This window comes from Pseudomonas sp. 13159349 (genome assembly GCF_013305685.1).
Classification (GTDB): domain Bacteria; phylum Pseudomonadota; class Gammaproteobacteria; order Pseudomonadales; family Pseudomonadaceae; genus Aquipseudomonas; species Aquipseudomonas asiatica.
Genome location: NZ_CP045553.1, coordinates 5958423 through 5977292 on the forward strand (window position 1 = coordinate 5958423; position 18870 = coordinate 5977292).

20 protein-coding genes are annotated in these 18870 nt (G+C 59.2%); all 20 read right to left on the reverse strand.

The window, feature by feature from the left end:
• Positions 1-2 precede the first annotated feature (2 nt).
• Positions 3-779: a DeoR/GlpR family DNA-binding transcription regulator gene (locus GEV38_RS27330; RefSeq protein ID WP_015268400.1), complete on the reverse strand. Its 777-nt coding sequence runs from the start codon at positions 777-779 to the stop codon at positions 3-5.
• Between the two features lie 306 nt (positions 780-1085).
• Positions 1086-2453 (reverse strand): bifunctional UDP-N-acetylglucosamine diphosphorylase/glucosamine-1-phosphate N-acetyltransferase GlmU, encoded by a 1368-nt coding sequence (gene glmU / locus GEV38_RS27335; RefSeq protein WP_015268401.1) that lies wholly within the window; start codon positions 2451-2453, stop codon positions 1086-1088.
• 122 nt (positions 2454-2575) lie between these two features.
• Positions 2576-2995 (reverse strand): F0F1 ATP synthase subunit epsilon, encoded by a 420-nt coding sequence (locus GEV38_RS27340; RefSeq protein WP_003260039.1) that lies wholly within the window; start codon positions 2993-2995, stop codon positions 2576-2578.
• Positions 2996-3038: 43 nt separating this feature from the next.
• Positions 3039-4415, reverse strand: coding sequence for a F0F1 ATP synthase subunit beta (gene atpD / locus GEV38_RS27345; protein ID WP_013974904.1), 1377 nt, complete (start codon positions 4413-4415; stop codon positions 3039-3041).
• 27 nt (positions 4416-4442) lie between these two features.
• Entirely contained in the window at positions 4443-5303 is an 861-nt protein-coding gene (atpG, locus tag GEV38_RS27350) for a F0F1 ATP synthase subunit gamma (RefSeq protein ID WP_013974905.1), read from the reverse strand.
• A 48-nt stretch (positions 5304-5351) separates the two neighbouring features.
• The gene (atpA, locus tag GEV38_RS27355; protein ID WP_013974906.1) at positions 5352-6896 is read right to left on the reverse strand and encodes a F0F1 ATP synthase subunit alpha; all 1545 of its coding nucleotides are present in this window, start codon (positions 6894-6896) and stop codon (positions 5352-5354) included.
• A 21-nt stretch (positions 6897-6917) separates the two neighbouring features.
• Complete coding sequence (locus GEV38_RS27360; protein WP_003260034.1) at positions 6918-7454, reverse strand: F0F1 ATP synthase subunit delta; 537 nt, start codon at positions 7452-7454, stop codon at positions 6918-6920.
• Positions 7455-7466: 12 nt separating this feature from the next.
• Positions 7467-7937 (reverse strand): F0F1 ATP synthase subunit B, encoded by a 471-nt coding sequence (locus tag GEV38_RS27365; protein WP_003260032.1) that lies wholly within the window; start codon positions 7935-7937, stop codon positions 7467-7469.
• A gap of 56 nt (positions 7938-7993) precedes the next feature.
• Positions 7994-8251 (reverse strand): F0F1 ATP synthase subunit C, encoded by a 258-nt coding sequence (gene atpE, locus GEV38_RS27370; RefSeq protein ID WP_003097235.1) that lies wholly within the window; start codon positions 8249-8251, stop codon positions 7994-7996.
• Between the two features lie 144 nt (positions 8252-8395).
• A complete protein-coding gene (atpB, locus tag GEV38_RS27375) occupies positions 8396-9265 on the reverse strand; it encodes a F0F1 ATP synthase subunit A (RefSeq protein WP_003260030.1) in 870 nt (289 codons plus the stop codon).
• 16 nt (positions 9266-9281) lie between these two features.
• Positions 9282-9689 carry a F0F1 ATP synthase subunit I gene (locus tag GEV38_RS27380; RefSeq protein ID WP_008092225.1) on the reverse strand — a complete coding sequence of 136 codons (408 nt, stop codon included), beginning with the start codon at positions 9687-9689 and terminating at the stop codon, positions 9282-9284.
• A gap of 149 nt (positions 9690-9838) precedes the next feature.
• Positions 9839-10711, reverse strand: coding sequence for a ParB/RepB/Spo0J family partition protein (locus tag GEV38_RS27385; RefSeq protein WP_003260029.1), 873 nt, complete (start codon positions 10709-10711; stop codon positions 9839-9841).
• A 9-nt stretch (positions 10712-10720) separates the two neighbouring features.
• Positions 10721-11512 (reverse strand): ParA family protein, encoded by a 792-nt coding sequence (locus GEV38_RS27390; RefSeq protein ID WP_012274913.1) that lies wholly within the window; start codon positions 11510-11512, stop codon positions 10721-10723.
• 18 nt (positions 11513-11530) lie between these two features.
• Positions 11531-12181, reverse strand: coding sequence for a 16S rRNA (guanine(527)-N(7))-methyltransferase RsmG (rsmG, locus tag GEV38_RS27395; RefSeq protein WP_015268402.1), 651 nt, complete (start codon positions 12179-12181; stop codon positions 11531-11533).
• Complete coding sequence (gene mnmG, locus GEV38_RS27400) at positions 12178-14070, reverse strand: tRNA uridine-5-carboxymethylaminomethyl(34) synthesis enzyme MnmG (RefSeq protein ID WP_015268403.1); 1893 nt, start codon at positions 14068-14070, stop codon at positions 12178-12180. Before mnmG ends, rsmG begins: the two co-directional genes overlap by 4 nt.
• Positions 14071-14640: 570 nt before the next feature.
• Positions 14641-16011 (reverse strand): tRNA uridine-5-carboxymethylaminomethyl(34) synthesis GTPase MnmE, encoded by a 1371-nt coding sequence (gene mnmE, locus GEV38_RS27405; protein ID WP_015268404.1) that lies wholly within the window; start codon positions 16009-16011, stop codon positions 14641-14643.
• Positions 16012-16098: 87 nt separating this feature from the next.
• The gene (gene yidC, locus GEV38_RS27410) at positions 16099-17781 is read right to left on the reverse strand and encodes a membrane protein insertase YidC (RefSeq protein WP_015268405.1); all 1683 of its coding nucleotides are present in this window, start codon (positions 17779-17781) and stop codon (positions 16099-16101) included.
• A gap of 2 nt (positions 17782-17783) precedes the next feature.
• The gene (gene yidD, locus GEV38_RS27415; RefSeq protein ID WP_015268406.1) at positions 17784-18029 is read right to left on the reverse strand and encodes a membrane protein insertion efficiency factor YidD; all 246 of its coding nucleotides are present in this window, start codon (positions 18027-18029) and stop codon (positions 17784-17786) included.
• Positions 18022-18426 (reverse strand): ribonuclease P protein component, encoded by a 405-nt coding sequence (gene rnpA / locus GEV38_RS27420; RefSeq protein WP_003260020.1) that lies wholly within the window; start codon positions 18424-18426, stop codon positions 18022-18024. The genes yidD and rnpA overlap by 8 nt, the downstream gene beginning before the upstream one ends.
• A gap of 13 nt (positions 18427-18439) precedes the next feature.
• On the reverse strand, positions 18440-18574 hold the full coding sequence (rpmH, locus tag GEV38_RS27425; RefSeq protein WP_003253163.1) for a 50S ribosomal protein L34: 135 nt from the start codon (positions 18572-18574) through the stop codon (positions 18440-18442).
• Positions 18575-18870: the final 296 nt, after the last annotated feature.

Below are 18870 nucleotides of genomic sequence, written 5' to 3' on the forward strand. Positions count from 1 at the left end.
GTTTATTGCTCCTGGCTGATCGCGGCGCAGATCAGGTTGATGCCGCGGGCTTGAATTTGTTCGCGTGCCGCTGCGGGCAGGCGTTCGTCAGTAATAAGGGTGTGCACGCTGCCCCAGGGCAGCTCGAGGTTAGGGATCTTGCGCCCTACCTTGTCCGATTCGACCATCACGATCACTTCACGGGCGACTTCGGCCATGACCCGGCTCAGCCCGAGAAGTTCGTTGAAGGTGGTGGTACCGCGGCCGAGGTCGATGCCGTCGGCGCCGATGAACAGTTGGTCGAAATCGTAGGAGCGCAACACCTGCTCGGCCACCTGGCCCTGGAACGACTCGGAATGCGGGTCCCAGGTGCCACCGGTCATCAGCAGCACCGGCTCGTGTTCGAGGTCGCAGATGGCGCGGGCCACGTTCATCGAATTGGTCATCACCACCAGGCCAGGATGGCGGCCCAGTTCAGGGATCATGGCTGCCGTGGTGCTGCCGCTGTCGATGATGATGCGCGCATGTTCGCGGATACGCGCCACAGCAGCGCGGGCGATGGCCTTTTTATAGGAAGACACCGGCTGGGCAGGTTCACCGAGCAGCTCTTGAGGCACCGGGACCGCGCCACCATAACGCCGTAGCAACAGGCCATTGGTTTCCAGGGCAGCGAGGTCCTTGCGGATGGTGACCTCCGAGGTAGCGAAACGCTTGGCCAACGCGTCCACACTCACCTCGCCCTGCTCGCTGAGCAAAGCCAGGATGTTGTGCCGCCGCTGCGGGGTGTTTCGTTTCGACATGAGCGCTTAAGTTTCGATTCGAAAGATAATGATGGCAATCAAAACCTAAGATGAGCGATTCGTCAAGTCGTCACTGCCCTGTGGATAGATTCTCTCTGCACTGGCGCGGCCCCTGTAGGAGCGGCCTTGTGTCGCGATGGGCCGCAGCGCGGCCCCAGGGTTTTCGAGGCAAAAGAGAAATTGTCGGGCCTACTTTGCAGTCCATCGCGACACAAGGTCGCTCCTACAGAGGCTGCGATATGCCGCAAAATAAAAAGCCGACTTATTCACATAAGTCGGCTTTCGATCGAAACAGCTGTGTATAACTCAGCTCTTCTTGATCTTTTCCGGCCGCTTCCAACCCGAGATGTTGCGCTGACGTGCACGAGCCACCGCCAGATCGCCTGCCTCAACGGTCTGAGTGATGGTCGAACCGGCTGCAGTGGTCGCACCAGCCTTGATTTCCACAGGCGCTACCAACGAGTTGTTCGAGCCGATGAATACATCCTCGCCCATCACGGTCTTGAACTTGTTCGCGCCATCGTAGTTGCAGGTGATGGTGCCGGCGCCGATGTTGGTACGAGCACCGATTTCGGCATCGCCCAGATAAGTCAGGTGACCGGCCTTGGCGCCCTCACCCAGGTGAGCGTTCTTCAGTTCGACGAAGTTACCCACATGTGCCTTGGCGTCCAGCACGCTACCCGGGCGCAGGCGGGCGAACGGGCCGGCATCGCTGCCCTCGCCCATCACGGCGCCTTCAAGGTGGCTGTTGGCCTTGACCACTGCGCCTTTGCGCAGGGTGGTGTTCTTGATCACGCAGTTAGGGCCGATCTGCACATCGTCCTCGATGACCACCTTGCCTTCGAGAATCACGTTGATATCGATCAGCACGTCACGGCCAACGGTCACTTCACCGCGGACATCGAAGCGCGACGGGTCGCGCAAAGTTACGCCCTGGGCCATCAGGCGACGGCCTTCACGCAACTGGTAGTGGCGCTCCAGTTCGGACAGCTGGCGACGGTCGTTGGCACCTTGCACTTCCATCGGGTCGTGCGGCTGTTCAGTAGCCACTACCAGGCCGTCAGCTACAGCCATGGCGATGACATCGGTCAGGTAATACTCACCCTGGGCATTGTTGTTCGACAGGCGACCCATCCAGTCGGCCAGACGCGCGGCCGGCAGGGCCAGAATACCGGTGTTGCCTTCCTTGATCGCTTTCTGCGCATCGTTGGCGTCCTTGTGCTCAACGATGGCGGTCACCTTCCCCTGCTCGTCACGCACGATACGGCCATAACCGGTCGGGTCGTCGAGGGTCACCGTGAGCAGGCCCAGCTGCTGCTCGTTGGCCTTCGCCAGCAGGCGCTGCAGGGTTTCCACTTCAATCAAAGGCACATCACCGTACAGCACCAGCACGGTTTCGGCGGTCAAGGCCGGCAATGCCTGGGCAACCGCATGGCCGGTACCCAGCTGCTTATCCTGCATGACGAAGTTCAGGTCGTCGGCGGCCAGGCGCTCGCGAACCAGCTCGGCACCATGGCCAATGACCACATGAATACCTTGCGGCTGCAGCTGGCGCGCGCTGTGGATAACATGGCCGAGCATGGAGTTGCCGGCAACCGGGTGCAGCACCTTGGGCAGCGCCGAGCGCATGCGGGTGCCTTGGCCGGCGGCGAGAATAACGATATCGAGTGACATTACTGGCTACCAATCCTGGGTGGTCAGTGAAATGACCGGGGGAGAGAAATCAGAAAAAGAAAAAGGGTAGCCGAGGCTACCCTTTTACTCAATCGCAACAGAAGTTATCAGCCGAGGGCCGATTACTTGCCTCTGCGCATTTGCTGGACGGTACGCAGCTGAGCTGCGGCCTCGGCCAGACGTGCGGCGGCGGCGCCGTAGTCGAAGTCCGCGCCTTTCAGATTCAGGGCGTTCTCGGCAGCCTTGAGGGCTTCCTGAGCCTGAGCTTCATCCAGGTCTGCAGCACGTTGCACGGTATCGGCAAGCACCTTGACCATGTTCGGCTGAACCTCGAGGAAACCACCAGAGATGTAGAACACCTCTTGGGCGCCACCCTGCTTGGTCAGCGTGATCGGACCAGGCTTGAGATTGGTGATCAGCGGCGCGTGACCCGGAGCGATACCAAGATCACCCAGGTTACCGTGCGCAACTACCATCTCGACCAGGCCGGAGAAGATCTCTCCTTCCGCGCTGACGATATCGCAATGGACTGTCATAGCCATCTGCTTGCCTCAACCTGATAGCGCCCCTTGCGGGGCGCAGGAATTACAGTTTCTTGGCTTTCTCGATCGCTTCGTCGATGCTGCCGACCATGTAGAACGCTTGTTCTGGCAGGTGGTCGTAGTCACCTTTGAGGATGCCGCTGAAGCCAGCGATGGTGTCTTTCAGGGAAACGTACTTGCCTGGCGAACCGGTGAAGACTTCGGCCACGAAGAACGGCTGCGACAGGAAGCGCTGGATCTTACGAGCGCGGGCTACCAGTTGCTTGTCGGCTTCGGACAGTTCGTCCATACCCAGGATCGCGATGATGTCTTTCAGCTCTTTGTAGCGCTGCAGAACATACTGAACGCCACGAGCGGTCTCGTAGTGCTCGTTGCCGATCACGTTCGGGTCCAGCTGGCGCGAAGTCGAGTCCAGTGGGTCGACCGCTGGGTAGATACCCAGGGAGGCGATGTCACGGGACAGAACGACGGTGGCGTCCAAGTGGGCGAAGGTGGTCGCAGGCGACGGGTCGGTCAAGTCGTCCGCAGGTACGTATACGGCCTGAACGGAGGTGATCGAACCTTCCTTAGTGGAGGTGATACGCTCTTGCAGAACGCCCATCTCTTCAGCCAGGGTCGGCTGGTAACCTACTGCCGAAGGCATACGGCCCAGCAGTGCGGATACTTCGGTACCGGCCAGGGTGTAACGATAGATGTTGTCGACGAACAGCAGAACGTCGTTACCTTCGTCACGGAACTTCTCGGCCATGGTCAGGCCGGTCAGCGCTACGCGCAGACGGTTTCCTGGTGGCTCGTTCATCTGACCGTAGACCAGCGCTACCTTGTCGAGAACGTTGGAGTCCTTCATCTCGTGGTAGAAGTCGTTACCCTCACGAGTACGCTCACCCACACCAGCGAACACGGAGTAACCACTGTGTTCCATGGCGATGTTACGGATCAGTTCCATCATGTTTACGGTCTTGCCGACACCGGCACCACCGAACAGACCAACCTTACCACCCTTGGCGAACGGGCAAACCAGGTCGATAACCTTGATGCCGGTTTCCAGCAGGTCGTTGCCGCCTGCCTGGTCAGCGAACGAAGGCGCTGGCTGGTGGATACCGCGACGCTCTTCTTCGCCGATCGGGCCGGCCTCGTCGATCGGGTTGCCCAGTACGTCCATGATACGGCCCAGGGTGGCCTTACCAACAGGAACGGAAATGGCAGCGCCGGAGTCAACGACTTCCAGACCGCGCTTCAGGCCTTCGGTCGAGCCCATCGCAATGGTACGAACCACGCCGTCGCCCAGCTGCTGCTGAACTTCCAGGGTGGTTTCCGCGCCTTGTACTTTCAGCGCGTTGTAAACACTCGGCACGACGTCACGTGGGAATTCCACGTCGATGACGGCGCCGATGATTTGAACGATACGTCCGCTACTCATAGCTGGATCCTCTGAATATTTGAACCGTTAAACCGCGGCAGCGCCGCCGACGATTTCCGAGATCTCCTGGGTGATCGCAGCCTGACGCGCCTTGTTGTAGATCAACTGAAGCTCTTTGATCAAATCACCGGCGTTGTCTGTGGCGTTCTTCATGGCGATCATCCGGGCCGCTTGTTCAGCAGCGTTGTTCTCGACCACCGCCTGGTACACCTGCGACTCCACGTAACGCACCATCAAGCCGTCCAGCAGCTCTTTTGCGTCGGGTTCGTACAGGTAGTCCCAGTGATGCTTGAGATCCTGATCCGGGGTTGCCACCAACGGTACCAATTGCTCGACCGTTGGCTTCTGGGTCATGGTGTTGATGAACTTGTTCGAAACCACCGAGAGGCGATCGATACGGCCGTCCAGGTAGGCGTCCAGCATCACTTTGACGGAGCCGATCAGATCGTTGATCGATGGCTCTTCGCCCAAGTGGCTGATCGCGGCTACGACGTTGCCGCCAAAGATGCGGAAGAAAGTCGCACCCTTGCTGCCGATCACGCACAGGTCGATTTCCACGCCCTGTTCGCGGTTTTCGTTCATGTCCTTGACCAGGGCCTTGAACAGGTTGGTGTTCAAGCCACCGCACAGACCACGGTCACTGCTCACCACGATATAACCGGCGCGCTTTACAGGGCGCTCGATCATGAACGGGTGGCGGTATTCCGGGTTGGCGTTGGCCAGATGACCGATCACCTGGCGGATACGCTCCGCGTAAGGACGGCTAGCAGCCATGCGCATTTGTGCCTTGCGCATCTTGCTGACCGCCACTTTCTCCATGGCGCTGGTAATTTTTTGCGTGCTTTTGATGCTCGCAATCTTACTGCGAATCTCTTTTGCGCCTGCCATGTATCACCTATCAGGTTAGCAAGCGGGGGCCTGAGCCCCCGCTGCGGCTTACCAGGTCTGGGTGGCCTTGAACTTCTCGATACCGGCTTTCAGGCCTGCGTCGATTTCGTCGTTGAAGTCACCCTTCACGTTGATCTTCGCCATCAGTTCAGCGTGATCACGGTTGAAGAAGGCGATCAGTGCTTGCTCGAAGCTACCGATCTTGGAGACTTCTACGTCAGTCAGGAAGCCACGCTCAGCGGCGTACAGCGACAGAGCCATGTCCGCGATGGACATCGGCGCGTACTGCTTCTGCTTCATCAGCTCGGTAACACGCTGACCATGCTCCAGCTGCTTGCGGGTCGCTTCGTCCAGATCGGAAGCGAACTGGGCGAATGCAGCCAGTTCACGGTACTGAGCCAGAGCGGTACGGATACCACCGGACAGCTTCTTGATGATCTTGGTCTGAGCGGCACCACCTACGCGGGATACCGAAACACCGGCGTTCACTGCTGGGCGGATGCCCGAGTTGAACATGGCCGATTCCAGGAAGATCTGACCGTCGGTGATGGAAATCACGTTGGTCGGAACGAACGCGGAAACGTCGCCAGCCTGGGTTTCGATGATCGGCAGGGCGGTCAGGGAACCGGTCTTGCCAGTGACTGCGCCGTTGGTGAACTTCTCGACATACTCTTCCGAAACGCGCGATGCACGCTCCAGCAGACGGGAGTGGAGATAGAACACGTCACCTGGGTACGCTTCACGTCCTGGTGGACGGCGCAGCAGCAGGGAGATCTGACGGTAGGCAACGGCCTGCTTGGACAGGTCGTCGTAAACGATCAGGGCGTCTTCACCGCGGTCACGGAAGAACTCGCCCATGGTGCAGCCGGCGTATGGCGCCAGGAACTGCAGTGCGGCGGATTCCGAAGCACTGGCAACGACCACGATGGTGTTGGCCAGGGCGCCGGCTTCTTCCAGCTTGCGAACGATGTTGGCAACGGTGGAACGCTTCTGGCCGACAGCAACATAAACACAGAAAATACCGGAGTCTTTCTGGTTGATGATGGCGTCGATGGCCATGGCGGTCTTGCCGATCTGACGGTCACCGATGATCAGCTCGCGCTGGCCACGGCCGACAGGGATCATGGCGTCGACGGACTTGTAGCCAGTCTGTACAGGCTGGTCTACCGACTTACGCCAGATCACGCCTGGAGCGACCTTTTCGACCGCGTCGGTTTCGGTGGTGGTCAGAGGACCTTTGCCATCGATCGGGTTACCCAGAGCGTCGACGACGCGGCCCAGCAGGCCTTTGCCGACCGGAACTTCCAGGATGCGACCGGTACACTTGGCGCTCATGCCCTCGGCGAGGGTGTCATAGGCACCCAGGATCACTGCACCTACGGAGTCTTGCTCCAGGTTCAGGGCCATGCCGAATACGCTGCCAGGGAACTCGATCATTTCGCCGTACATGACGTCGGCCAGACCGTGGATCCGCACGATACCGTCGGATACCGAAACAACGGTACCTTCGTTACGGGCTTGGGAGCTCACATCGAGGTTGTCGATGCGGCCCTTGATGATTTCACTAATTTCGGAAGGATTGAGTTGCTGCATTGCTCTGCTGCCCCTTCAAACTCAAGATTTCAATGCTTCGGCCAGTTTCGCGATTTTGCCGCGAACAGAGCCATCGATTACCAGGTCACCGGCGCGGATGACGACGCCGCCAATCAGGCTGGCATCCTCCGACGCGTGCAGGCGCACTTCCTGGCCTAACCGTGCACTGAGAACCTTGGCGAGTTTGTCTTGCTGTTCTTGGTTCAACGCGAAGGCACTGGTGACTTCCACGTCCACGGATTTCTCTTGCTCGGCCTTGTACAGGTCGAACAGGGCGGCAATCTCCGGCAGAAGCAGGAGACGGTCGTTTTCCGCGGCAACATGAATGAAATTCCGTGCCTGTGCATTGAACTTGTCACCGCACACGTCAATGAACGTGGCGGCCTTTTCTGCGCTCGTCAGTCGCGGGGCCTTGAGCAGGCGCTGCATGGTGTCGTCTTGCGACACCGCAGCAGCCAGGCCGAGCATGGCTGACCAATTGGCCAGTTGCTGATGGGCCTGGGCATGCTCAAAGGCAGCCTTAGCGTAAGGTCGGGCCAACGTGGTCAGTTCTGCCATGATCGCCCTCGCTTAAATTTCAGCGGCCAGTTTGTTAACCAGCTCCGCATGCGCGTTTTGATCGATTGTGGCGCCAAGGATCTTTTCAGCACCACCAACGGCCAGGGCACCCACTTGGGCGCGCAGGGCGTCTTTAGCGCTGTTCAGTTCCTGTTCGATCTCGGCCAGAGCCTGAGCCTTCACACGGTCAGCTTCGACGCGGGCCTGATCACGGGCTTCCTCGACAAGCTGAGCAGCGCGTTTCTTGCTTTGCTCGATGATTTCGGCTGCCTGTGCTTTAGCTTCGCGCAGTTGCTGACCCGCTTTCTCTTGGGCCAGCTCCAGGTCGCGAGCTGCGCGGTTGGCAGCGTCCAAGCCGTCGGCAATCTTCTTTTGGCGCTCTTGCAGGGCAGTGATGACCGGAGGCCACACATACTTCATGCAGAAGAGTACAAAAATCAGAAAAGCAACGGATTGGCCAATCAGGGTTGCATTAATGTTCACGCCAACACCTCGCTCGGTCTTAATTCATACAGCCATCAACTCGTGGTGACGAGTGATTAGCCGGCGATCTGACCAACGAACGGATTCGCGAAGGTGAAGAACAGAGCGATACCAACACCGATCATGGTTACGGCGTCGAGCAGACCGGCAACGATGAACATTTTAACCTGCAGCATCGGAACCATTTCTGGTTGACGAGCAGCGCCTTCCAGGAACTTGCCGCCCAGCAGGCCGAAACCAATGGCGGTACCCAGAGCACCCAGGCCGATCAGCAGAGCAACAGCGATAGCGGTCAGACCAACTACAGTTTCCATCTTTCCTCCCGACTTTTACGTCGTATTGGTTAGGTTTTTAGTTTGAAGCGGTAAAACAAATCGTTTGGTACAGCATGCCCTTGCGGACTTTTTAAGCCCTCCCCCCGAACAGGCGGGGAAGGCTATCAGACACGCCAGGCGGTCTTAATGGTTATCTTCGTGAGCCATCGACAGGTAGACGATGGTCAGCATCATGAAGATGAAAGCTTGCAGGGTGATGATCAGGATGTGGAACACAGCCCACGCCCATTGCAGCACCACACCCAGGCCGCTGAGCCACAGCAGGCCGGAGCCGAACATTACAGCGATCAGGATGAACACCAGTTCGCCGGCGTACATGTTGCCGAACAGACGCAGTGCCAGCGAGATCGGCTTGGCGATCAGGGTGACGAATTCCAGCAGGAAGTTGACCGGAATCAGCAGGATCTGAACGAAGATGTTCTTGCTGCCGAACGGGTGCAGGGTCAACTCACCGATGAAGCCGCCCAGGCCCTTGACCTTGATGCTGTAGAAGATGATCAGGGCGAACACGCAGAAGGCCATGGCCAGGGTCGCGTTCGGGTCGGTGGTCGACACGGCGCGGAACGGAATGTGCGGGTCACCGGAGATCAGGATGGCCAGCTGAGGAATCCAGTCGACCGGTACCAGGTCGACGGCGTTCATCAGGAATACCCAGACGAAAATGGTCAGCGCCAGCGGAGCGATTACTGGGCTACGGCCGTGGAAGGAGTCCTTCACGCTGCCGTTGACGAAGTCCACCATCACTTCTACGAAGTTCTGCAGGCCGCCAGGTTGGCCGGAAGTCGCCTTCTTGGCCGCCATGCGGAAGATGAACAGGAAGATCAGACCCAGCGCGACGGACCAACCCAGGGTGTCCAGGTGGAACGCCCAGAAGCCCATTGCCTTGGCTTCTGCAGCCGAATGGGCGAAGCCCCAGCTGCCGTCTGGTAGTTGACCGTAGGTCAGGTTCTGCAAGTGGTGCTGGATATAGCCCGAAGCGGTTTCTGCTGCCATGGTTGCCTCAAACGCCCTAAGGTCTCGAAAGTCTTTTATTCATCAGCAGGGGCGCGAACCAGCTGACCAAAAGGGTCAACACGAAGACGCCGAATACTGCTAGCGGCGCCAGTGGCTTCACTCCTGCGAAGGTCAGTGCAAAAAGCACTGCCGTCAAAATCATCTTGCCTGCCTCGCCAGCGTAGAACGACTTGACGATGGCTTGTGCCGCCCGGGCCCCACTGAAGCGAAAAGCCTTCCAGGCGAAATACACATTGGGTAGCCAGGCAATCAAACCTCCGCAAAGGCCTGAATATCCACTGACCGCCCCTTTCCACTGCCACAACACCAACGTTGCCAGCAGCAGTACGACGAATTGAGCCAGCAGTACCGGGAAAACCGCCCAGCGATGGAAAGGCAGGCGGTTTGGCGTGCGGATTTCCATCACAACTGCTCCTCGGAAGTCGACCAGCAAGTCAGTTATGACTTGGCATAATTTGTGCCGACAAAATGCGCGCAGAGTATAGGGGTGGATTAACCCCTATTCAACTATTCGGTAGTGATTTCCGACTGCGCGCTACAACGGGAATTGTTTCAGCGGATGTGAGCAAGCACGCCTTGCAACTCGTCAAGCGAGTTGTAGCGAATAACCAATTGGCCTTTGCCCTTGTTGCCATGGCGTATCTGCACGGCCGAGCCCAGGCGCTCTGCGAGCCGCTGTTCAAGGCGTGCGATATCCGGATCAGGTTTGCTCGGTTCGACCGGATCAGGTTTGTCACTGAGCCACTGGCGAACCAGTGCCTCGGTTTGGCGCACGGTGAGGCCACGTGCGACAACATGACGCGCCCCCTCCTCCTGCCGGTGTTCTTCCAGGCCGAGCAATGCTCGGGCGTGGCCCATCTCCAGGTCGCCATGGGCAAGCATGGTCTTGATCGCGTCAGGCAGGGTGATCAGGCGCAGCAGGTTGGCCACAGTTACCCGCGACTTGCCTACGGCATCGGCCACCTGTTGCTGGGTGAGTTCGAACTCCTGCTGCAGGCGCTGCAGGGCCAGCGCCTCTTCCAGCGGGTTGAGGTCTTCACGCTGGATGTTCTCGATCAGCGCCATGGCGATGGCGGCTTCGTCGGGCACTTCGCGGACCATCGCCGGGATCTTGTCCAGGCCAGCCTGCTGGGTGGCGCGCCAGCGGCGCTCACCGGCGATGATCTCGTAGCGGTTGCCATCGATCGGGCGCACCACGATCGGTTGCATCACGCCATGGTTGCGAATCGAGTGCGCGAGCTCTTCCAGCGCCTCCGGGTCCATGTCCCGACGCGGCTGGTATTTGCCACGCTGGATCAGCTCGACCGGCAGGTGTTGCAGTTCTTTCTGGTCGATCTTCACAGCCTGCTCTTCGAGCGCGCTGACGGAAGGACCACTGAGCAGTGCATCCAACCCACGTCCGAGACCCCGTTTCTTGACGGCCATACGGATTCCTTAAGTTGTTTGTGCAGTGCGTGATTGACGGCGTTGACGGCGTACCAGTTCCCCAGCCAGGGCCAGATAAGCCAGCGCGCCTCGCGATTGCTTGTCGTAGGCCAGGGCCGGCATGCCGAAGCTCGGGGCCTCGGCCAGGCGAATGTTGCGCGGAATGACCGTGTCGTACAGCTGCGGGCCAAAGTGCTCCTTCAGCTGCGCCGAGACATCGTTGTTCAGGCTCAGGCGCGGATCGTACATGGTCCGCAGCAGGCCCTCGATCTTCAGCTCCGGGTTCAACCGGGCGGCGATGCGCTTGATGTTATCCACAAGGTCGCTGAGACCTTCCAGTGCGTAATACTCGCACTGCATCGGGATGATCACGCCATCTGAAGCGACCAGTGCGTTGAGCGTCAGCATCGACAGCGACGGAGGGCAATCGATGAGGATGTAGTCGTAGTTCTCGCGGATAGGCGCCAAGGCGTTGCGCAGGCGGCTCTCCTTGACCTGCATTTCCAGCAGCACCACTTCGGCGGCTGTCAGGTCACGGTTGGCCGGCAGCAACTGGAAACCACCGTGCTCGGAGTAATGCATGGCCTGGGCCAGGTCGCATTCCCCGATCAACAGGTCGTAGACCGAGTGCTCGAGCTCGTGCTTGTCCACACCGCTGCCCATGGTGGCGTTGCCCTGCGGATCGAGGTCGATCAGCAGCACACGACGCTTGGTCGCGGCCAGCGAGGCAGCGAGATTGATACAGGTGGTGGTCTTGCCCACACCACCTTTCTGGTTCGCGATTGCGAATACCTTAGCCATTGTTGCGTGTGTTCCCAGTCATGCCTTGCGGCGCAGTATCAGCAGATGGCGCTGGCCCTGGCAACCTGGAACGGTCAGGGCCTGCTCGCTTTCCACTGTGAAGTCTGCGGGCAATGCTACCAGTTCATCGGCAGGATGCAGCCCCTTCATTGCAAGCCATTGCGTCCCGGTGTCGCCCAGGTGGCGGGTCCAGTTGGTGAAGTTCTCCATGCTGCTGAAGGCGCGAGAGATGATTCCGCTGAAAGGTTGTGCCGGCTGGAAGGCTTCGACCCGGCTGTGGATAACCGTGAGGTTGTCCAACTTGAGCTCCATTTTCACCTGGGTCAGGAAGCGGGTCTTCTTGCCATTGGCGTCCAGCACCGTCACGCGCTTGTGTGGATGCAGGATAGCCAACGGGATACCGGGCATGCCACCGCCACTGCCGACATCCAGCCAATTATCACGCTCGCTGTGGATAAACGGCATGACACTGAGGCTGTCGAGCAGGTGACGCGACACCATCTCGTTGGGGTCACGCACGGCGGTGAGGTTGTAGGCTTTGTTCCATTTGATCAGCAGGGCCAGGTAGCCGAGCAGCATCTCGTGATGCTCGGCGCTCAGCTCGACACCGAGCTGACGCGCACCTGTGGACAACTCTTCAGCGTGTTGCGGGGTGACCAGGGAACTCAAGCGCTTTGCTCCAATTCGCGGCCAGCGCCGCGTTTTTTCAAGTGAATCAGCAACAGGGAAATCGCCGCCGGGGTCACGCCCGGGATACGCGAAGCCTGACCCAGGGTTTCCGGACGGGTCTGGCCCAGCTTGCCCTGGATTTCCTTGGACAGGCCAGAAATCGTCGAGTAATCGATATCCACAGGCAGGCGGGTGTCTTCGCTGGCGCGCAGACGTGCGATTTCATCCTGCTGGCGGTCGATGTAGCCGGCGTACTTGGTGCGAATTTCGACCTGCTCGGCGACCTGTGGATCGATCGCTTCGCCGCCGGTTGCCTCGATCAGGCCGGCGTAGTCGATTTCCGGGCGCGCCAGCAGGTTGAGCAGGCTGTACTCGTGGCTGAGCGGGGTACCGAACTTATCCACAATCGCCTGGCCTTGCTCGGTGTTCGGGCGTACCCAGGTCGACTTCAGGCGCTGCTCCTCGCGTTCGATGCCGTCGCGCTTGGCGCAGAAGGCGGCCCAACGCTGGTCGTCGATCAGGCCGAGTTCACGGCCCTTTTCGGTCAGCCGCAGGTCGGCGTTGTCTTCGCGCAGGATCAGGCGGTACTCGGCACGCGAAGTGAACATGCGGTACGGCTCCTGGGTACCCAGGGTAATCAGGTCGTCGACCAGTACGCCGATGTATGCCTCGTCGCGGCGCGGGCACCAGCTGTCTCGGCCCTGCGCCCGCAGGGCCGCGTTGGTCCCGGCCAGCAAACCTTGGGCGCCGGCTTCTTCGTAACCGGTGGTGCCGTTGATCTGGCCGGCGAAGAACAGGCCGCCGATGACTTTGGTCTCGAGGCTGTACTTGAGGTCACGCGGGTCGAAGTAGTCGTATTCGATGGCATAGCCCGGGCGCACGATGTGGGCGTTCTCCATGCCACGGATCGACCGCACCAGCTCCAGCTGCACGTCGAACGGCAGCGAAGTGGAAATACCGTTGGGGTACAGCTCATGGGTGGTCAGGCCTTCCGGCTCGATGAACACCTGGTGGCTTTCCTTGTCGGCGAAGCGGTGGATCTTGTCTTCGATCGACGGGCAGTAGCGCGGGCCGACACCTTCGATGACACCCGAGTACATCGGCGAACGGTCGAGGTTCGAGGCGATGATCTCGTGGGTGCGCGCATTGGTGTGGGTGATCCAACAGCTCACTTGGCGCGGGTGCATCTGGGCATTGCCCATGAACGACATAACCGGAATCGGCGTATCGCCTGGCTGCTCGGTCATCACCGAGAAGTCCACCGAACGGCCGTCGATGCGGGGCGGGGTACCGGTTTTCAGGCGGCCGACGCGCAGCGGCAGTTCACGCATGCGGTGGGCCAAGGCGATCGAAGGCGGATCGCCGGCGCGACCACCGGAATGGTTTTGCAAACCAATGTGGATAAGCCCGCCGAGGAAAGTACCGGTGGTCAGTACCACCGATTCGGCGAAGAAACGCAGGCCCATCTGGGTCACCACGCCTTTGACCTGGTCCTGCTCGACGATCAGGTCGTCGCAGGACTGCTGGAATATCCACAGGTTCGGCTGGTTTTCCAGGATTTCACGCACCACTGCCTTGTAGATGGCGCGGTCGGCCTGTGCACGGGTAGCGCGTACAGCCGGGCCCTTGCGGTTGTTCAGAACGCGGAACTGGATGCCGCTCTTGTCGGTGGCCAGCGCCATGGCGCCGCCGAGGGCATCGATCTCTTTGACCAGATGGCTTTTGCCAATACCGCCAATGGCGGGGTTGCAGCTCATGTGACCGAGGGTTTCCACGTTATGGGTCAGCAGCAGGGTTTTCACACCCATACGTGCAGACGCAAGCGCAGCCTCGGTACCGGCATGGCCGCCGCCGATGACGATCACTTCAAAACGGGAAGGGAAATCCACCACGCACCTCGTGCCTGTTTTTGCGAATAGAGAAGGTAAGCGGACAAGTATAGGGACTTCACACCCTTTAAAGAAACCGTCTGAGCAAATTTTGACCAGTCTGTGGATGAGTGGCAGCCAACAGAAATCAAAGAGGAGAAATTTAAAAAAGCTTTGTTTTTATGTTTATTCTTATGCACAAGCCTTTCTGTGGATAAGCTTATGCATGCCTTTATCCATGCTGTGTAGAGCAAAATTAAACCCTGTGGCTGGAGTACCATGAGGGTTATGGATAACACGATTTAGCCTGTGGATTAAATGGCTGTTTACCCACAAGCACGTTTGTCCTCAGAAAAAAAGCCTGCTTATCAACGGGGCTGAAGGCGAGTTTTCCACAGGGCTCCTGAGAGCAGATTGGGGTAGGTGAATGAAAAGAATGTGAACCTGCACCGGCCTCTTCGCGGGTGAACCCGCTCCCACAGGAATCTGCAGAGTCTTCAGGTGTGGCGCGATTTCCGTGAGAGCTGCGAAATTTGAGGAAAAAAAAAGCCGCTCCCGAAGGAGCGGCTCTTGGTGTTACCCGGCTGTGGATTACTTGCCGATGCAGAAGCTGGAGAAAATCCGCCCCAGCAGGTCATCAGAGCTGAATGCCCCGGTAATCTCACCCAGGGCCTGCTGCGCCTGCCGAAGGTCTTCCGCCAACAGCTCACCCGCGCCAGCCAGGGTCAGTTGTGCACGGCCATGTTCCAGGTGCTCACTGGCCTGGCGCAGGGCATCCAGATGGCGCCGGCGAGCGCTGAAGCCACTCTCGGCCGTCTGTTCATAACCCATGCAGGCCTTCAGGTGGTCACGCAGCAACTGCAGCCCTGCATCGTCCCCTTTGGCACTGAGGGTGATCGTTACATGGCCGTCATCGCACTGTTCCAGCGCTACCCGCTCACCACTAAGATCAGCCTTGTTCCGAATCAGCGTCACCTTGGCCGGGTCTGGCCGCTGGTCGAGAAATTCTGGCCACAGGGCGAACGGGTCGCTGGCCTCGGGCGCGGTGGAGTCCACCACCAACAACACCCGATCTGCCTCGCCAATGGCCTTCAGCGCACGTTCCACGCCAATCTTTTCCACATGGTCATCGGTGTCGCGCAAACCGGCAGTATCGACCACGTGTAGCGGCATGCCGTCGATGTGGATATGTTCGCGCAGGATGTCCCGCGTGGTGCCGGCAATATCAGTCACGATGGCCGCTTCCCGCCCGGCCAGCTGGTTCAGCAGGCTCGACTTGCCAGCATTCGGCCTACCGGCGATGACCACAGTCATGCCGTCACGCAGCAAAGCCCCCTGCCCGGCTTCACGCTGTACTTTGGACAACTCGCCCCGCACGGTATCGAGCATCGCCAGCACATGGCCGTCGGCGAGGAAGTCGATTTCCTCTTCAGGGAAGTCGATCGCCGCCTCGACGTAGATGCGCAGCGCAATCAACGCATCGGTCAGGAAGTGCACGCGCTTGGAGAACTCCCCCTGTAGCGAACGCAGGGCATTGCGCGCAGCTTGGCTGGAACTGGCTTCGATCAGGTCGGCAATGGCTTCGGCCTGGGCCAGGTCGAGCTTGTCGTTGAGGAATGCACGCTCGCTGAACTCACCCGGGCGAGCCAGCCGGCAACCAACCTGTACACAGCGCTGCAGCAGCATATCCAGCACCACCGGGCCACCGTGGCCCTGCAGTTCCAGCACGTCCTCGCCGGTGAACGAATTCGGCCCGGGGAAGAACAGCGCGATCCCTTCGTCCAGCACCAGGCCTTCCTCGTCGCGGAACGGGCCGTAATGGGCGTGGCGCGGGGTAAGCGTACGGCCGGTGATCAACTGGCCGGCCTTGGCAGCCAGAGGGCCGGACAACCTGACAATACCCACACCGCCGCGGCCCTGGGCGGTGGCGATGGCGGCGATGGTTTCACGCACAGTGTTCATGCTGGAAAGCCTCTACGACAAAAACGACAGATAGCAAAAACGCCCCACTAGGGGGCGTTTTTATTCACAGGCTAGCGCAGTAGCCTGTCAAGCAGCAGCTTTTTTGGTGGCTGCTTCGATGCTGCGGGTGATGTACCACTGCTGTGCGATCGACAGGCAGTTGTTCACAACCCAGTACAGCACCAGACCAGCCGGGAACCACAGGAAGAAGAAGGTGAAGATGATCGGCATCATTTTCATCACCTTGGCCTGCATCGGATCCGGCGGCGTCGGGTTCAGGCGCTGCTGGATGAACATGGTGGCGCCCATGATGATCGGCAGGATGAAGAACGGATCCTTGATCGACAGGTCGGTAATCCACAGCATCCATGGAGCCTGGCGCATTTCCACGCTTTCCAGCAGTACCCAGTACAGGGCCAGGAACACTGGCATCTGCACCAGGATCGGCAAGCAGCCGCCCAGCGGGTTGATCTTCTCTTTCTTGTACAGCTCCATCATCGCCTGGGACATCTTCTGGCGATCGTCACCGAAGCGTTCCTTCAGTGCAGCGAGCTTCGGCGCAACGGCACGCATGCGCGCCATCGAACGGTAGCTGGCAGCCGACAGCGGGAAGAACAGGCCTTTGATCAGCATGGTCAGCACGATGATCGACCAGCCCCAGTTACCCAGCAGGCTGTGGATATGTTGCAGCAGCCAGAAGATCGGCTGGGCGATGAACCACAGGAAGCCATAGTCGACGGTCAGTTCCAGGCCTGGGGACAACTCTTTCAGCTTGGACTGGATTTTCGGGCCGGCGTACAGCATGGCGCTGGTTTCGACCTTGCCGCCAGCAGGCACGCTGATGGCCGGGCCGGTGTAGCCGATGATGTAGTTGCCCTGGCTGTCCTTGCGGGTCTGGACAACGTTGTTGTCCGACTTGGCCGGAATCCAGGCGGTCACGAAGTAGTGCTGCAGCCAGGCAACCCAGCCGCCGGACACATTTTCTTTCAAACTACCTTTGTCGATGTCCTTCATCGAGACCTTTTTGTAAGGCTCGGAAGCAGTCCACAGGGCAGCGCCCAGGTAGGTGGCGGTGCCGGTGGCAGTACTCGACGACGGATCGGAGCTGGCGTCACGCTTGAGCTGGGCAAACATGTTGCCGCTCCAGGCCTGACCGCTCTGGTTGTCGATCAGATAGCTGACGGTCAGGTCGTACTCGCCGCGCTTGAAGCTGAAGCGCTTGATGTAGTTGACGCCGTTGTCACTGAACTTCAGGTCGACCACCAGTTGTTCCTGGCCATCGGCCAGCTGGTAACCCTTCTTGTCGGTAGCGTACAGAGGGCGACCGGCAGGGCGGGCATCCGGACCGTTTACGCCGGTCAGGCCGCTTTGTGCCAGGTAGACACGTTCGCCACCGTTGTCGAACAGCTGGAACGGAATTTCCGGGTGGTCCTGGCGACGTGGGTACTGCGGCAGGTTCAGCTGGACGATGTCACCACCGACCGGATCGATAGCCAGCTCCAGGACATCGGTCTTGACCCGGATCAGGTCCTTGCTGACCGCAACCGGTGCCAGTTCGGCTGCGCTGGTTTCGGCGTTGGCGCTTGGCACATCGGCGCTGGCGCCGGCGTTACCGGCCGGTACGCCATCCGGCAAACCCGGGGCAACGGTGCTGGCAGCAGTATTCTGAGTCGGCAGGGCAGCCTGGCCGTAGTCCTGGTTCCACTTGAGGACCATGACGTAGGACACGATTGCCAGGGCGACGATCAGGATCGTGCGTTTAATATCCATGATTACTCGGCTATCGAAGAAGTTCGGGAGGAAGGAGCGGGAGGAACGGGATCGAAACCGCCGTCGTTCCACGGATGACAACGCCCCAGGCGACGAACGGCTAGCCACCCACCACGCCAGAGGCCGTGGTTTTCGATGGCTTCATAAGCGTAACAGGAGCAACTGGGGAAGAAACGACAGTGATTGGCCATCAGAGGACTAATGGCGTAACGGTAAAACTGGATCGGAACGAGCGCCAGTTTACGCATCTTGGCTGTCTACCCCTACGGAATTGGCGGTTACTGCTGGACTGGGCCGGCTGCGCGCCAGGCGTTTCCAGAGTTTGCCAAAGTGTTGGTGCAATTCCGGGTTTTCTATCTCACCCAATCCCTTGCGCGCGACGATCACAATGTCCAACCCGGCAAGCAATTGCTGGTTCAGGCGAAAGGAATCGCGCATCAAGCGCTTGAGGCGGTTGCGTTGAACGGCGAGCTTGACGCTCTTCTTGCCGATCACCAGGCCAAGGCGTGGGTGATCGAGGCCGTTCTCGCGAGCAAGGATCAGCAGGTTTTTCCCTGGAACCTTGCCGGTTGGGGAGTCGAAGACCGCTTTGAAATGTCGGGGTGTAAGCAGTCGCTTTTCCCGACTGAAGTCCTGACTCACCACCTGTGCCGAAAAATCAAATGGCCAGACGCTTACGGCCTTTGGCACGACGACGCGACAGAACAGCGCGGCCGTTCTTGGTAGCCATACGGGCACGGAAGCCGTGGGTGCGCGCGCGCTTGATGGTGCTTGGTTGGAAAGTACGTTTCATGGCGTGTTACCTGGTTTGTCGACGACGGGCCGGGATGGCCCCCTTTTTAAGAGACCGGCGATTCTAGAGAAAGCAAGCCCGTAGGTCAATTTCCAACCAGTCTTTCCATATAGAGCACGTGATGGACGGTGCGTGCTTGTTCATCCCCCAAGGGTGCTTGATCGGACACACGAATTGGGGACAACATGAAAAAAAGAAGAGACATATAAAAAGCTTTTCTGAAGAATCTATAAATCTTAAGTGGATAACCTTCTGTGGATAACCTGCTTGAGGCCAGAAAATCCGGGCTGTATAGA